The 12,716-nt window shown below is 60.8% G+C and carries 17 protein-coding genes; 6 read left to right on the forward strand and 11 right to left on the reverse strand.

Translation table 11 applies throughout. The features are described 5' to 3' along the window. Nucleotides 1–168: 168 nt before the first annotated feature. Nucleotides 169–891, reverse strand: coding sequence for a monofunctional biosynthetic peptidoglycan transglycosylase (gene mtgA, locus GIV35_RS21300; protein ID WP_236264542.1), 723 nt, complete (start codon nucleotides 889–891; stop codon nucleotides 169–171). A 74-nt stretch (nucleotides 892–965) separates the two neighbouring features. Here mtgA and GIV35_RS21305 point away from each other — a divergent pair, with 74 nt between their 5' ends. The 4 genes from GIV35_RS21305 (at nucleotide 966) to trmB (ending at nucleotide 3,204) form a co-directional block, all read left to right on the forward strand. Next, entirely contained in the window at nucleotides 966–1,340 is a 375-nt protein-coding gene (locus tag GIV35_RS21305) for a DUF423 domain-containing protein (RefSeq protein ID WP_057702111.1), read from the forward strand. Nucleotides 1,341–1,419: 79 nt separating this feature from the next. Further along, nucleotides 1,420–1,620 carry a sulfur carrier protein ThiS gene (gene thiS / locus GIV35_RS21310; protein ID WP_020301926.1) on the forward strand — a complete coding sequence of 67 codons (201 nt, stop codon included), beginning with the start codon at nucleotides 1,420–1,422 and terminating at the stop codon, nucleotides 1,618–1,620. A 54-nt stretch (nucleotides 1,621–1,674) separates the two neighbouring features. Then, nucleotides 1,675–2,469 (forward strand): thiazole synthase, encoded by a 795-nt coding sequence (locus GIV35_RS21315; protein ID WP_014720334.1) that lies wholly within the window; start codon nucleotides 1,675–1,677, stop codon nucleotides 2,467–2,469. Nucleotides 2,470–2,478: 9 nt separating this feature from the next. Beyond that, nucleotides 2,479–3,204 carry a tRNA (guanosine(46)-N7)-methyltransferase TrmB gene (gene trmB / locus GIV35_RS21320; protein ID WP_003195101.1) on the forward strand — a complete coding sequence of 242 codons (726 nt, stop codon included), beginning with the start codon at nucleotides 2,479–2,481 and terminating at the stop codon, nucleotides 3,202–3,204. A 138-nt stretch (nucleotides 3,205–3,342) separates the two neighbouring features. Here trmB and GIV35_RS21325 read toward each other — a convergent pair whose 3' ends face one another. From GIV35_RS21325 to GIV35_RS21365, 9 genes are all read right to left on the reverse strand, one after another. Then, complete coding sequence (locus tag GIV35_RS21325) at nucleotides 3,343–3,666, reverse strand: DUF3392 domain-containing protein (protein WP_003195099.1); 324 nt, start codon at nucleotides 3,664–3,666, stop codon at nucleotides 3,343–3,345. 19 nt (nucleotides 3,667–3,685) lie between these two features. Next, nucleotides 3,686–4,888 (reverse strand): radical SAM family heme chaperone HemW, encoded by a 1,203-nt coding sequence (hemW, locus tag GIV35_RS21330; RefSeq protein WP_233475066.1) that lies wholly within the window; start codon nucleotides 4,886–4,888, stop codon nucleotides 3,686–3,688. Beyond that, nucleotides 4,885–5,481 (reverse strand): RdgB/HAM1 family non-canonical purine NTP pyrophosphatase, encoded by a 597-nt coding sequence (gene rdgB / locus GIV35_RS21335; RefSeq protein ID WP_200647943.1) that lies wholly within the window; start codon nucleotides 5,479–5,481, stop codon nucleotides 4,885–4,887. The genes hemW and rdgB overlap by 4 nt, the downstream gene beginning before the upstream one ends. Continuing rightward, nucleotides 5,478–5,912 carry a DUF4426 domain-containing protein gene (locus GIV35_RS21340; protein WP_032894709.1) on the reverse strand — a complete coding sequence of 145 codons (435 nt, stop codon included), beginning with the start codon at nucleotides 5,910–5,912 and terminating at the stop codon, nucleotides 5,478–5,480. The genes rdgB and GIV35_RS21340 overlap by 4 nt, the downstream gene beginning before the upstream one ends. Nucleotides 5,913–5,933: 21 nt before the next feature. Next, nucleotides 5,934–6,554: a methionine biosynthesis protein MetW gene (metW, locus tag GIV35_RS21345; RefSeq protein WP_003195091.1), complete on the reverse strand. Its 621-nt coding sequence runs from the start codon at nucleotides 6,552–6,554 to the stop codon at nucleotides 5,934–5,936. Beyond that, nucleotides 6,551–7,702 (reverse strand): homoserine O-succinyltransferase MetX, encoded by a 1,152-nt coding sequence (metX, locus tag GIV35_RS21350; protein ID WP_236264541.1) that lies wholly within the window; start codon nucleotides 7,700–7,702, stop codon nucleotides 6,551–6,553. The genes metW and metX overlap by 4 nt, the downstream gene beginning before the upstream one ends. Nucleotides 7,703–7,924: 222 nt before the next feature. Beyond that, nucleotides 7,925–8,512, reverse strand: a complete 588-nt coding sequence (locus GIV35_RS21355; protein WP_105228854.1) for a YggT family protein — start codon at nucleotides 8,510–8,512, stop codon at nucleotides 7,925–7,927. A 25-nt stretch (nucleotides 8,513–8,537) separates the two neighbouring features. After that, nucleotides 8,538–9,356, reverse strand: a complete 819-nt coding sequence (proC, locus tag GIV35_RS21360) for a pyrroline-5-carboxylate reductase (protein WP_032902278.1) — start codon at nucleotides 9,354–9,356, stop codon at nucleotides 8,538–8,540. A gap of 34 nt (nucleotides 9,357–9,390) precedes the next feature. Beyond that, nucleotides 9,391–10,077 (reverse strand): YggS family pyridoxal phosphate-dependent enzyme, encoded by a 687-nt coding sequence (locus GIV35_RS21365; protein ID WP_236264540.1) that lies wholly within the window; start codon nucleotides 10,075–10,077, stop codon nucleotides 9,391–9,393. A 57-nt stretch (nucleotides 10,078–10,134) separates the two neighbouring features. Here GIV35_RS21365 and GIV35_RS21370 point away from each other — a divergent pair, with 57 nt between their 5' ends. Continuing rightward, a complete protein-coding gene (locus GIV35_RS21370) occupies nucleotides 10,135–11,169 on the forward strand; it encodes a type IV pilus twitching motility protein PilT (protein WP_054897576.1) in 1,035 nt (344 codons plus the stop codon). A 148-nt stretch (nucleotides 11,170–11,317) separates the two neighbouring features. Here the strand turns inward: GIV35_RS21370 and GIV35_RS21375 are convergent, their stop codons facing one another. Next, complete coding sequence (locus GIV35_RS21375; protein ID WP_034128941.1) at nucleotides 11,318–11,956, reverse strand: C40 family peptidase; 639 nt, start codon at nucleotides 11,954–11,956, stop codon at nucleotides 11,318–11,320. A 249-nt stretch (nucleotides 11,957–12,205) separates the two neighbouring features. Between GIV35_RS21375 and GIV35_RS21380 the strand changes: the two genes are divergently transcribed. Then, nucleotides 12,206–12,634: an NINE protein gene (locus tag GIV35_RS21380; RefSeq protein WP_054897575.1), complete on the forward strand. Its 429-nt coding sequence runs from the start codon at nucleotides 12,206–12,208 to the stop codon at nucleotides 12,632–12,634. Nucleotides 12,635–12,716: the final 82 nt, after the last annotated feature.

The raw sequence follows: 12,716 nt of genomic DNA on the forward strand, positions 1-12,716 counted from the left end.
GGCAAGCCAGCTCCCACAGTTGGATCGCGGTGCGTCAGTTAGATCAGCGTCGGCTGCCAGGCCGTCGCGGGAGCAAGCTCCCTCGCCACAGGTTTAGCGTCGTACCGAAGTTGTGTAGATACCTATGGTCATCGCAGGCAAGCCAGCTCCCACAGGTCCCATATTGTGTCAGTCGGACCAGGGTGCCTTTCGAGAGTTGTTCAGCTCCACCAAGTAACCATCCCCGCCCAATTGGCTCATCTGCTGGCGAATCCACGCCGCCCGCCGTGCCACATAGGCCGTCGGATGGCTGGCACTCCACACCCGTGGATTGGGCAATACCGCCGCCAGGTAACTGGCCTGCTGCCGCGAAAGCCCCTTGGCGCTCACGCCAAAATGGTGCCGCGCCGCTGCCTCTGCGCCGAACACGCCCTCATCCCATTCCACGCTGTTGAGGTACACCTCAAGAATTCGCTCCTTGGGCCACAGCACCTCGATCAACCCGGTAAACCACGCTTCCAGGCCCTTGCGCAAATAGCTGCGGCCGGCCCACAGGAACAGATTTTTCGACACTTGCTGGCTCAGCGTACTGGCGCCGCGAATCGAGCCGCCGCGTTCGTTGTGCAGGATCGCGGCCTGGATCGCGCCAAAATCAAAGCCCCAATGTTGCGGGAAGCGCTGGTCTTCACCGGCCATCACCGCCACTTTAAGGTCATCGGAAATCTCATCCCACGGCACCCAGCTGCGTTGCAGGTCGATAGGCTCACCGTCGACCCAGGACTCGACCTTGCGCTCCACCATCAGCGCAGTGAACGGTGGCGGCACCACACGAAACAGCAGCACCAGCAACACACTGCCGATGGCAAACCATTTCACGACGTTGAGAAAGCGTTTGAAGAGGACACGCAGCATAGAGATGGCTTGGCCGAACCCGTTGAGCGGGCCATTATACAGACCCTGCCCGATGAGTCTGACTGGAGTTCCCCATGCTGCGTAGCTTTCTGATGCTGGCTGCCTTTTTCGGCTTTACCGGTGTCGCCCTGGGCGCGTTCGCCGCCCACGGCCTGAAAAACCGCCTGAGCTCCGACTACCTGGCGATCTTCCATACCGGTGTGACCTACCAGTTGGTGCATGCCCTGGCACTGTTCGGCGTGGCCTTGCTGGCGGCGCATATTCCGGGCCGGCTGGTCACTTGGGCGGGTATTTCGTTTACCGTCGGTATCCTGCTGTTCTCGGGCAGCCTGTATGTGCTGACGATGACCGGCATCAGTAAACTGGGGATCATCACGCCGTTTGGCGGGCTGGCGTTCCTGCTCGGCTGGTTCTTCCTGGGCCTGGCGGCGTGGCGTTTGCAGCTTTGACCGCTTGACGCTTGGAGCTGACCTTCAGGTTCCAATCGCGCTAGAATGCGGGCCCCTAAAAACGATGGCGGCCCGTGGCATGCGCATTCAGTTGAACGGCGAACCCTTTGAACTGCCCGACGGCGAAACCGTTGCGGCCCTGCTGACCCGCCTGGACCTGACCGGGCGTCGCGTCGCAGTGGAGCTCAACCTGGATATCGTCCCGCGTAGCCAGCACGCCGAGACTGCGCTCACCGAAGGTGACCAGATCGAAGTGGTCCACGCCATCGGCGGCGGCTAGCCCGCCACGGCCGCAACGCATTCTGCAGAACCTCATCCAACCAGAGGATTTCCCATGAGCATCGTTCGTAGCGACAAGCCTTTCGTCCTGGCCGGTCGTACCTACCAGTCCCGTCTGCTGGTCGGCACCGGCAAGTACCGCGACATGGAAGAAACCCGCCTGGCCATCGAAGCCTCGGGTGCCGAGATCGTCACCTTCGCCGTACGCCGCACCAACCTCGGCCAGATCGAGGGCGAGCCGAACCTGCTCGAAGTGCTGTCGCCGGAGCGCTACACCTTTTTGCCAAACACTGCTGGCTGCTACGACGCCATCGAAGCCGTGCGCACCTGCCGCCTGGCTCGTGAGCTGCTCGACGGCCACAACCTGGTGAAGCTGGAAGTGCTGGCCGACCAGAAAACCCTGTTCCCCAATGTGATCGAAACCCTCAAGGCCGCCGAGACCTTGGTCAAGGAAGGCTTCGACGTGATGGTCTACACCAGCGATGACCCGATCATCGCGCGCCAACTGGCAGAAATCGGCTGCATTGCGGTGATGCCGCTGGCTGGTTTGATCGGTTCCGGCCTGGGCATCTGCAACCCGTACAACCTGCAGATCATCCTTGAAGAAGCCAAGATCCCGGTGCTGGTTGATGCGGGCGTGGGCACTGCCTCCGACGCAACCATCGCCATGGAACTGGGCTGCGACGCGGTGCTGATGAACTCGGCCATTGCCCATGCCCAGCAACCAATCATGATGGCCCAAGCCATGAACCACGCCATCGTCGCGGGCCGCCTGGCCTACCTCGCCGGGCGCATGCCGAAAAAACTCTATGCCAGCGCCTCTTCGCCGCTGGATGGTCTGATCAAGTAAGAGCTATTGATGACTGAATCAAACGAAACGCCGAACACCGTGGAAGAGGGCGACGAGTCCAAGCACCGCCGCATCAAGAGTTTTGTGATGCGCGCCGGCCGCATGACCGAAGGCCAGCAAAAGGGCCTGGAGCAGGGCACGCCGCTGTTCGTGTTGCCCCTGGCCGATGCGCCGGTGGATTACGACCAAGTGTTCGGCCGTTCGGCCCCGCGCTCCCTGGAAATCGGTTTCGGCATGGGCCATTCCCTGCTGGAAATGGCCGCAGCCGCGCCGGAGCAGGATTTCATCGGTGTGGAAGTGCACCGCCCAGGCGTCGGCGCACTGCTCAACGGTGTGCTGACCCAAGGCCTGAAAAACCTGCGGGTCTACGACTGCGATGCGATTGAAGTGCTCAACCGCTGCATCGCCGACAACAGCCTCGACCGCCTGATGCTGTTCTTCCCCGACCCATGGCACAAGGCTCGTCACCACAAGCGCCGTATCGTCCAGGCGTCCTTCGCGGAGCTGGTGCGCAGCAAACTGAAAGTGGGCGGCATCCTGCACATGGCCACCGACTGGGAACCGTACGCGGAATACATGCTGGAAGTGATGAATGTCGCCCCCGGCTACCGCAACCTGGCCGAAGACGGCAAATGCGTGCCACGCCCGGCCGAGCGGCCGATCACCAAGTTCGAACGCCGTGGCGAGCGATTGGGGCATGGGGTGTGGGATTTGAAATTCGAGAAGCTGGCTTAAACAGTCATCAGTTTGAAACGCAATCAAATGTGGGAGCTGGCTTGCCTGCGATAGCATCACCTCGGTATCACTGATACACCGAGGTGTCTGTATCGCAGGCAAGCCAGCTCCCACATGTGTTTTGTAGTGCCTGCTGGATCAGCGGCGGTCTGCTACCACGCCAATCAACACCAGCACCACGATCAACACCGGCGCCAGGCTGTAGTTATTGAACTGGCTCAACCCCCGCACAATCCACGGCGTGGCATAGATCAACGCCGCACCGCTGCCGATCAGGCACAGCAGGGCCATCAGGGGGACGCGCAAGGCGCCGGCGATGCTGCCCAGGCGCGCTTCGACCCAGCCCTTGATGTCGGCGCCGAACAGCACCAGCAAACAGCCCACAAGGGCCAACGAGATTTCCGACAGGTTGCTACGGCTCCAGCGGGATACGGTGGCGAGCAGGTCGAGTACCAGATCCATTCGATTTCCTTAAGAGCTATCAGCTCAAAAACTTCTGCAACAGGTCATTGAGAAAGAGTTGCCCGCGGTCGGTGGCCGCCAGGCGTGACGGTTCGACCTGCATTAATCCACTTTGTTCTGCGTCGCGGCGGCCTTCATCGAGGCTCGCCAGATCGAGGCCGGTGCGCTCAGCGTAGAGCTTGGCATCAACCCCTTCGGTGAGGCGCAGCGCGTTCATCAGAAACTCGAACGGCAGTTCATCGTTGGTCAGTTCTTTCGCGCCGGCCTGGAAGCTTTTGGCCGGGTTGAGGTAGTCCTTTGGTGCACGGGTTTTCCAGGTGCGGATAATGCGCCCGTCCGGGTGGCTGAGCTTGCCGTGGGCCCCGGCGCCGATGCCGATAAAGTCGCCAAAGCTCCAGTAATTGAGGTTATGCCGCGCCGGCCGCCCCGGTTGGGCGTAGGCCGAGACTTCATATTGTGCGTAACCGTGTTCGGCGAGCAGTGCCTGGCCGGCTTCCTGGATATCCCACAGCGTGTCGTCTTCCGGCAACGCGGGTGGCTGGTTCCAGAACACGGTGTTGGGTTCCAGGGTCAGTTGGTACCAGGACAGGTGCGTCGGCTTGAGTGCAATGGCCTGGCGCAGGTCGCCCAAGGCGTCCTCCAGGGACTGGTTGGGCAGGCCGTGCATCAAGTCCAGGTTGAAGTTGTCGAACCCGGCCTGGCGCGCCATGCCGGCTGCGCGCACGGCTTCATCGCCATTGTGGATGCGGCCCAGGGCTTCAAGCTTCTCTTGCTGGAAGCTCTGGATGCCGATGGACAGGCGATTGATCCCCAGCTTGCGGTACGCCACGAACTTCTCTTGTTCGAACGTCCCTGGGTTGGCTTCCAGGGTGATCTCAATATCGCCAGCAAACGGGATACGCGCTTGAACGCCCTTGAGCAGGCGGCCCAGTGCAGCCGCGCTGAACAGGCTGGGCGTGCCGCCGCCAAAGAAGATCGAACTCAGCTTACGGCCATATACGGCGTGCAGGTCTTGGTCCAGGTCGGCCAGCAGGGCATCCACATACTCTTCTTCCGGCAGCACTTTGCTCGCGGTGTGGGAGTTGAAGTCGCAATACGGGCATTTGCGCACGCACCACGGGATGTGGATATACAGCGCAAGAGGCGGCAGATGGGGCAGGGCCGCCCGTGGTGTTTGCGCGCCACCGTGGATCAGCGGCTGCGCAGAGGTGTTCTGGGTCATTTCAAACCCAGGCGCTGGCGCAGCAACGCCATGGCGCGGGCGCGGTGGCTGATCTGATTCTTGTCGGCCGGGCTCAGTTCAGCGCTGGAGACATTGCGCTCCGGCACCCAGAACAGCGGGTCATAGCCAAAGCCATGTTCACCGCTGGCCGCGTGCAGGATGCGCCCGTGCCACAGGCCCTCGCACAGAATCGGCAACGGATCATCGGCATGTCGCACCAGGGCCAATACGCAAACGAACTGCGCACCACGCTCGGCCTCCGGCACGTCCTTGAGGGCGTCGAGCAGCTTGGCGTTGTTGGCTGCGTCGCCCCGGCCGTCGGCGTAACGGGCCGAGTAGATACCAGGGGCGCCGCCGAGGAAATCCACGGCCAGGCCCGAATCATCCGCCAGGGCCGGCAGACCAGAGATACGCGCAGCATTGCGGGCCTTGAGGATGGCATTCTCAACGAACGACAGGCCGGTCTCTTCCGGTTCGACCTGGCTGAACTCGCCGATCGAACGCAGTTGCACAGACTCACCGAGCATGGCCTGCAGTTCTTTGAGTTTGCCGGCGTTATGGCTGGCGAGTACGAGTTGGGTGAGGTTCATCATTGGGCCGGGAACAGTTCTTGGTTGAATTGGAAGCCGTGGGCCTTGCCGCCGGTTTCAACGTTGATGGTGAAGGTCTTGTATTCCCGTTGCGTCACGGTGTAGGGCGCGAGGTAGCTGATGCCGCCTTTTTCTTCGATCTGCTTGAACGTCAGGATCTCGCTTTTGCCGCCCAGGTCCTTGATAGTGCCGGTGACTTGCGCGGCCACTGGGCTTACGCCCTTGATCACGGTCACGTTGATCAACCCCTTCTCCTTGCTGCGCACCACGCCGACTTTCTGGGCGGTCTCGGGTGGCAGGAAGCTTGAAGTGAAGGTGTTGTAATGAACGGTGATATCGCCAAAGTCTTTTTTGCGATTAGCGTCGATAGTGTCGGCGGCCATGGCGCTGGCGCCCAGGCATGCGGTCAATAGAAAAATAGCCAAACGACTCATGAACGTCCCTCTTGAAGATGATTAGACGGCAACTTTGTGGTCGGTCAGGCCAGGACTGCTGACCCGGTAGATACCAATTTCGCCCAACAGGTTGGGCCATAGCTTACTCGCCCAGCCGTGGCGGTGCTGTTGATCGACGGCAAGGCGGTTGATCACCTTGGCTTCACGCTCGCCACACAGGGCTTCGAAGTCTTCGAAGGTGCAAAAGTGGATGTTCGGCGTGTTGTACCAGGTGTACGGCAGGAAGTCGGAGACCGGCATGCGCCCCTTGGTGGCCAGGTACCAGCGGCAGCGCCAGTGGCCAAAGTTGGGGAAGGTGATGATGCATTGGCGGCCCACGCGCAGCATTTCGTCGAGGATGCGGTCCGGGTAGTGCACCGCTTGCAGGGCTTGGGTCATCACCACGATATCGAAGCTGTTGCTGGCAAAGTTGCCCAGGCCCTTGTCCAGGTCCTGCTCGATCACGTTGATGCCCTTGGCCACGCACTGGGCGATGTTGTCCGGGTCGTTTTCCAGGCCGTAGCCGGTGACTTGCTTGTGGTCGCGCAGCCAGCTCAGCAGTTCGCCGTCGCCGCAGCCCAGGTCGAGCACGCGGCTGCCGGCGGGGATCCAGTCTTGGATGATTTCCAGGTCGGCTCTCATGGCGTTCTCACAAGCGAAATACGGTTCATGTAGTTACTGAACGCCTGCAGGTAGCGTGGGATCGGAATCAGGAAGGCGTCGTGGCCTTGCGGTGCGTCGATCTCCAGGTAGCAGACGTCTTTCTTGGCGGCCATCAGGGCATCCACCAGCTCACGGGAGCGCGCTGGCGAAAAGCGCCAGTCGGTGGTGAACGACATCACGCAGAACTTGGCCGTGGCGTGCTCGAAGGTTTTCGCCAGGTCGTCATCGTGATTGGCGGCCGGGTCGAAGTAGTCCAGGGCCTTGGTCATCAGCAGGTAGGTATTGGCGTCGAAACGCCCCGAGAACTCCTCGCCCTGGTAACGCAGGTAGCTTTCCACCTGGAACTCGACGCTGTGGAAGTCGTAGTTGAGCTTCTCGCTCTTGAGGCCACGGCCGAATTTCTCGCCCATGGAGTCGTCGGACAGGTAGGTAATGTGGCCGACCATCCGCGCCAGCATCAGGCCGCGCTTGGGGATCACTCCGGCTTCCTGGAACGAACCGCCGTGAAACTCGGGGTCGGTGAGGATCGCCTGGCGCGCCACTTCGTTGAAGGCGATGTTCTGCGCTGACAACTTGGGCGCCGAGGCGATAGCCAGGCAATGGCGCACACGGTCCGGGTAAGTGATGGTCCATTGCAGCGCCTGCATACCGCCCAGGCTGCCGCCAATCACGGCGGCCCACTGGCTGATGCCCAACAGGTCGGCGAGGCGTGCCTGGCTGTGCACCCAGTCCTCTACCGTCAGCACCGGGAAGTCTGCGCCGAACGGCTTGCCGCTTTCCGGGTTGAGGCTGCTGGGGCCGGTGGAACCGTTGCAGCCGCCAAGGTTGTTCAGGCTGACCACAAAGAACTTGTTGGTGTCGATGGGCTTGCCGGGGCCGATGCAGCTGTCCCACCAGCCGGGCTTGCGGTCGTCAACGCTATGGAAGCCGGCGGCGTGATGATGGCCGGATAAGGCATGGCAGATCAGCACGGCGTTGCTCGCCGTGGCGTTCAACTGGCCATAGGTTTCGTAGATCAGGTCGTAGGCTGGCAACGAACGGCCGCAGGCCAGGGCCAGCGGTTCGCTGAAGTGCGCCACTTGTGGCACGACCAGTCCAACAGAATCGGGGGGGAAGGCAGCTGGCATCGACCCTGCTCTCGTTTAAATGAGGCGTAAGTCTAAAGAGCGGGGACCCTAGCGGCAAGCAAAGGCCTGCACCCTTACGCAGATACAAAATACGGGAAGGGTTTCTGTGGGAGCCGGGCTTGCCCGCGATGCAGGCACCGCGGTTTTTCAGACACTCCGAGGTGATGCTATCGCAGGCAAGCCAGCTCCCACACAAGCCAGCTCCCATAGGGGCTACGGCATTCAGATCAGGCCAAACAACTCTTTTGGCATGTAGGCAAAGTACGCCAGGCGTGGAATCACCCAGCTCTGCAGCAACTGAATCACGATAAACGCGAAGATCGGCGAGATATCCAGGCCACCCAGGTTCGGGATCAGGCGACGGAACGGCGCCAGCACCGGCTCGGTGATCTGAGAGACCAACTCGGCACCCGGGCTACGGCTGCCGGGTGCGACCCACGAGAGGATCACGCTAATGATCATCGACCAGAAAATGATCTTCAGGAACAGCGAGAAAATGCCGATCAGGCCCCATGGCAACAGCAGCACGGTGAAGGCCTGGTAGCCATTGAGCATCAGGATCACCACGAACAGCAAAATCTGCAGCAACAGCGCCAGCACCAGCGACGACATGTCCAGGCCGAACAGGCTCGGGATCACCCGGCGCAGCGGCTTGAGCAGCGGTTGGGTGGCCTTCACCACGAATTGGCACAGCGGGTTGTAGAAGTTCGCACGCACCAGTTGCAGGATAAAGCGCATCAGCACGATCAGCAGGTACAGGCTGCCCAGGGTCTGGATGATGAAAATGGCAGCGTCATTGATTCCGAGCATGTTTGATTACCTTGGTAAGGGACGACTATTTGCCCAGTTGCTCAGCCATCTCGGCTGAACGATGTGCGGCGGCACCCAGTGCTGTTTCCACCAGGGCTTCAAAACCCCCGGCCTGGAACGACTCGATAGCCGCTTGTGTGGTACCACCTGGCGAGGTGACGCGACGGCGCAGTTCGGCGGCATCCACCTCGCTGCCGACCGCCATTTTCGCGGCGCCCAGGGCGGTTTGTTCCGCCAGTTGCTCGGCCACGTCGTGGGGCAGGCCCAGCTTGACGCCGGCGGCCGTCATGGCCTCGATCAACAGGAAGAAATAGGCCGGGCCGCTGCCGGAGACGGCGGTGACCGCGTCCAGTTGCTGTTCCTGCTCGAGCCACACGGCGATGCCCACCGCAGACAGCAGTTCCTGGGCCTGGTCACGTTGCTGCGCAGTGACTTCGCCAGTGGCATACAAACCGCTGACGCCCTGGCGCAGCAGCGCCGGGGTGTTGGGCATGCAGCGCACGATGGGCTGGGCGCCGAGCCAGTTGGTCATGCTGGCGCAGGTGATGCCAGCGGCAATCGACACCACCAGTTGGTGAGGTTGCAGGCTCGGGCGCAGGCTCTCGCACACGGCCTTCATGGCCTGGGGCTTGACCGCCAGCACGATCACATCGACGCCGTGGATGGCCTCGGCGTTATCGGCGAAGGTCTGGATGCCGTGTTCGGCGCTGACGCGCTCGCGGGTCTCGGCGCCCGGGTCGCTGGCGCGGATCTGCTCGGCGTCCAGGCCCTTGGCCCGCAGGCCACCGATCAGGCTGGCCGCCATGTTACCGGCGCCGATAAAGGCAATACGCGTGTTGCTCATGACAGGTCCTTATTTTCGAGGGATGTCAGCCATTTCACGGCTGGCCGTAGTCGCGGGCGCCAAACAGGGCGGTACCGATCCGCACCCAGGTGGCGCCTTGGGCAATGGCCGACTCAAGGTCATGGCTCATGCCCATGGAAAGTGTGTCCAGCGGCAGGTTCAGGCTGGCTTGCAGGTCGCGCACCGTGGCAAACGCCGCATCCTGCTCCGCCCGGTCTTCAGTCGGCTCGGGAATTGCCATCAAACCCCGCAGCTTCAAGCGCGGCAGGGCGCTGATCGCAGTGGCCAGGGCCGGCAGGTCGGCGGGTGTACAGCCGGACTTGCTGGCTTCGCCACTGACATTGACCTGAATGCAGATATTGAGCGGCGGCAGGTCGGCCGGGCGTTGTTCGGACAGGCGTTGTGCGATTTTCAGGCGGTCCACGGAATGCACCCAAGCGAAGTGCTCGGCGATAGCGCGAGTCTTGTTCGATTGAATGGGGCCGATGAAGTGCCAACTCAAGGGCAGGTCGGTCAAATCCGCCTGTTTGTCCAAGGCTTCCTGCAGGTAGTTTTCCCCAAAGTCGTGCAGCCCGGCGGCATAGGCTTCGCGTACCGCCTGCGCGGGTTTGGTCTTGCTCACGGCCAGCAGGTGGATGCTGCTTGCGTCACGTTGCACGGCGTCGGCTGCGGCGCGGATGCGCTGGCTAACCAGGCCGATGTTGTCTGCTATCGTCGACATTCAAGATGCGCCCGTGGATATGGAGTCCGCGGCATTCTACTGGAAATGGAAAGCCCTATGGATATCACGCAATTGCTGACGGCCAGCGTAAGCCGAGGCGCCTCAGACCTGCATCTGTCAGCCGGCCTGGCACCGATGCTGCGCATTGATGGCGAGGTTTGGCCGCTGGATGGGCCAGCGCTGAACGCTACCCAAGTGGTCGACTTATTGAGCCCTTTGCTGAATAAACATCAACAAAAGGATTTCGAAACATCTCTTGAAACGGATTTTGCCTTCGAATTGCCAGGCGTCGCCCGGTTCCGGGCGAACGTGTTCCGCCAGGATCGCGGCGTGGGTGCGGTGTTCCGGGCTATTGCGACGGAGGTCCAAAGCCTGGAGGATCTGGGACTGGGCGAGGTGTTCCAGCGTATCGCCCGCCTTCCTCGCGGCCTGGTGCTGGTGACCGGGCCCACCGGCTCGGGCAAGTCCACGACCCTGGCGGCGATGATCGACGACCTCAACCGGCATCGACGCCAGCATATCCTCACGCTGGAAGACCCCATCGAGTTTATCCACAGGCCGAAACTGGCGCTGGTCAACCAGCGCCAGGTGCATCGCGACACCCACAGTTTCTCGGTGGCCCTGCGTTCAGCCCTGCGGGAAGACCCGGATGTGATCCTGGTGGGTGAATTGCGCGATCTGGAAACCATACGCCTTGCGCTGACGGCGGCAGAGACCGGGCACCTGGTGTTCGGCACCCTGCACACCTCATCGGCGGCAAAGACAGTGGACCGGCTGGTAGACGTCTTCCCGGCCGGGGAGAAGGCCATGGTCCGCTCGATGCTGTCGGAGTCGTTGCAGGCAGTGGTGTCTCAGGTGCTGGTGAAGAAGGTGGGCGGTGGGCGCGTGGCCGCCCATGAAATCATGCTGGGTACCCCGGCGATTCGTAACTTGATTCGCGAAGACAAGGTGGCGCAGATGGTTTCGGCTATCCAGACGGGAGGGGCGTTGGGGATGAAGACCCTGGATATGAGTTTGAAGGCGTTGGTCGGCGCGGGGCTGGTCAGTCGGGAAGAGGCGCGGGAGAAGGCGAGGGTACCGGCAGATATCTAGAACAGGCAGATACACAATGTGGGAGCTGGCTTGCCTGCGATAGCGGACTGTCAGGCACTCTCTCTGCCAACTGACACACCGTCATCGCAGGCAAGCCAGCTCCCACATTTGATTGCATTTCAAATGGGGAGCTTCAGTGGCGCCTGGCTTAGCGCTGCACGATTCGCAGGTTGTTGTTCTGCTCTTTAGGCAGTACCCGCTTGGCAATCACGTAGTTCTTGTCCCAGAACGGCTTTTTCAGTGTGTCGATGCTCACCGACTTGCCACGGCGCGGTGCGTGGATAAAGCGGTCGTTGCCCAGGTAGATGGCAACGTGATTGACCTGGCGGCTCTTGAGTTTGAAAAACAACAGGTCGCCCGGTTTCAGGTCTTTACGGTCAACCTTCAGCCCATGGCCGGCCGCCATGGCGTTGGAAGTGCGTGGCAGGTCCACCGCTTTTACATCGTTAAATGCATATTTCACCAGGCCGCTGCAGTCGAACCCTTTACTTGGGCTGCTGCCGCCCCAACGATAAGGTGTACCGAGCACGTTGACGGCACGGCTCAAGACGTTGCTGCTTTGCTTGGTGTTCACGGCCAGCTGGGTGGAAAGCGCTTTGCCGTGGGCCTTGCTCAGTTGAGTCGGGCGGCTGACGGTCGGCTTTGCCGATTTGGCAGTGCTGGGCGTGCTATGGACTTTAGGGGTGAAACCGTTAACGTTCGGAAGTCGTTGCTCACGATTGGTGGCGTGGGCGGCCAGTGGCATTAATAGGCAAATGGTTAGCCATGTCTTGAAAAATGGTCGCATTAGGCGTGGCTCTTAAGGGTTTGCGCGCAACTTTATAACAGCTTTTTGTGCTGTTCTCAGGCCGTTTGTCGACTGAACCTTGGGGTCAAACTCAGGAAAAACGCGACGATTCGCCGCAATTGTCCTACACAAGTCAGGCGCTACAAGGCTTTGAGGGCAGGACGATACCATTTACCGTACGTCGGGCGCCCGTAAAAAAGTCACAAAGAAAATGAAAAAATTTATCTATCGAAGCAAAAGAGGTCCTTCATGAACACCTATCAACAGGTTGCTCAGCAACAAGACACCCACAGTAAGGCGATTGGTTACCTGCTGTGGATTTTCGGTTTTACCGGGGCTCATCGCTTTTATTACGGCAAGCCTGTGACGGGCACGATCTGGTTTTTCACCTTCGGCTTGTTCGGCATTGGCTGGTTGATCGACTTGTTCCTGATCCCGGCCATGGACCGTGAAGCCGACCTGCGGTTTACCGCTGGGCCGATTGAATACAGCGTCGCGTGGATTCTGTTGGCGTTCCTGGGGGTGTTTGGTGTGCACCGTATGTACCAGGGCAAATGGATCACCGGCCTGATCTACCTGCTGACCGGCGGTTTGTTCCTGATCGGGGTGCTGTATGACTTCTGGACGCTGAACACGCAGATCTCGATCCGCAATGCCGAGCGCAACAGCGGGCGCTGAGCACTTTAGCGCAGTGTGGGAGCTGGCTTGCCTGCATCGTAGGCAAGCCAGCTCCCACATTGACCGTAACCATATTAGATAG

The sequence above is a fragment of the Pseudomonas sp. PA-1-6B genome (genome assembly GCF_021609545.1).
Classification (GTDB): Bacteria; Pseudomonadota; Gammaproteobacteria; order Pseudomonadales; family Pseudomonadaceae; genus Aquipseudomonas; species Aquipseudomonas fluorescens_BV.

Bases quoted from the DNA above. Each gene is read 5' to 3' on its own strand.
- mtgA (WP_236264542.1), bottom strand. From the start codon at position 891: ATGCTGCGTGTCCTCTTCAAACGCTTTCTCAACGTCGTGAAATGGTTT.
- GIV35_RS21305 (WP_057702111.1), top strand. From the start codon at position 966: ATGCTGCGTAGCTTTCTGATGCTGGCTGCCTTTTTCGGCTTTACCGGT.
- thiS (WP_020301926.1), top strand. From the start codon at position 1,420: ATGCGCATTCAGTTGAACGGCGAACCCTTTGAACTGCCCGACGGCGAA.
- GIV35_RS21315 (WP_014720334.1), top strand. From the start codon at position 1,675: ATGAGCATCGTTCGTAGCGACAAGCCTTTCGTCCTGGCCGGTCGTACC.
- trmB (WP_003195101.1), top strand. From the start codon at position 2,479: ATGACTGAATCAAACGAAACGCCGAACACCGTGGAAGAGGGCGACGAG.
- GIV35_RS21325 (WP_003195099.1), bottom strand. From the start codon at position 3,666: ATGGATCTGGTACTCGACCTGCTCGCCACCGTATCCCGCTGGAGCCGT.
- hemW (WP_233475066.1), bottom strand. From the start codon at position 4,888: ATGACCCAGAACACCTCTGCGCAGCCGCTGATCCACGGTGGCGCGCAA.
- rdgB (WP_200647943.1), bottom strand. From the start codon at position 5,481: ATGATGAACCTCACCCAACTCGTACTCGCCAGCCATAACGCCGGCAAA.
- GIV35_RS21340 (WP_032894709.1), bottom strand. From the start codon at position 5,912: ATGAGTCGTTTGGCTATTTTTCTATTGACCGCATGCCTGGGCGCCAGC.
- metW (WP_003195091.1), bottom strand. From the start codon at position 6,554: ATGAGAGCCGACCTGGAAATCATCCAAGACTGGATCCCCGCCGGCAGC.
- metX (WP_236264541.1), bottom strand. From the start codon at position 7,702: ATGCCAGCTGCCTTCCCCCCCGATTCTGTTGGACTGGTCGTGCCACAA.
- GIV35_RS21355 (WP_105228854.1), bottom strand. From the start codon at position 8,512: ATGCTCGGAATCAATGACGCTGCCATTTTCATCATCCAGACCCTGGGC.
- proC (WP_032902278.1), bottom strand. From the start codon at position 9,356: ATGAGCAACACGCGTATTGCCTTTATCGGCGCCGGTAACATGGCGGCC.
- GIV35_RS21365 (WP_236264540.1), bottom strand. From the start codon at position 10,077: ATGTCGACGATAGCAGACAACATCGGCCTGGTTAGCCAGCGCATCCGC.
- GIV35_RS21370 (WP_054897576.1), top strand. From the start codon at position 10,135: ATGGATATCACGCAATTGCTGACGGCCAGCGTAAGCCGAGGCGCCTCA.
- GIV35_RS21375 (WP_034128941.1), bottom strand. From the start codon at position 11,956: ATGCGACCATTTTTCAAGACATGGCTAACCATTTGCCTATTAATGCCA.
- GIV35_RS21380 (WP_054897575.1), top strand. From the start codon at position 12,206: ATGAACACCTATCAACAGGTTGCTCAGCAACAAGACACCCACAGTAAG.